Origin of the sequence: Moellerella wisconsensis ATCC 35017 (genome assembly GCF_001294465.1) — a bacterium.
GTDB lineage: Bacteria > Pseudomonadota > Gammaproteobacteria > Enterobacterales > Enterobacteriaceae > Moellerella > Moellerella wisconsensis.
In genome coordinates this window covers 1-275 of the sequence record NZ_LGAA01000083.1, presented here as the reverse complement: position 1 = coordinate 275, position 275 = coordinate 1, and the positions used below count along the sequence as shown (strand labels likewise).

Here is a 275-nt window from a genome sequence, read left to right as displayed (position 1 = left end):
TAACCGGCAAAACGTGGATCTTTGGTTAATTCGGCTTCATTACGCCAGTCTTTCAGGTTGAACGGCGGGTTCGCCAGAATGTAGTCGGCTTTCAGGTCCGGGTGCTGGTCGCTAAAGAAGGTGTCTGCCGGGCGTTCGCCGAGGTTAGCTGAAAGACCCCGAATGGCGAGGTTCATTTTTGCCAGTTTATACGTCGTGGCTGTCAGTTCCTGACCATACAGCGCGATATCACGGCTTTTACCCTGATGGCTCTCGACAAACTTCACCGACTGCAC

1 protein-coding gene is annotated in these 275 nt (G+C 53.1%); it reads right to left on the bottom strand.

Annotated features, from left to right (window positions below; genetic code table 11):
- Positions 1-275: N-6 DNA methylase (locus M992_RS14485; RefSeq protein WP_147638206.1), on the bottom strand; the 275-nt coding region annotated here is incomplete at both ends.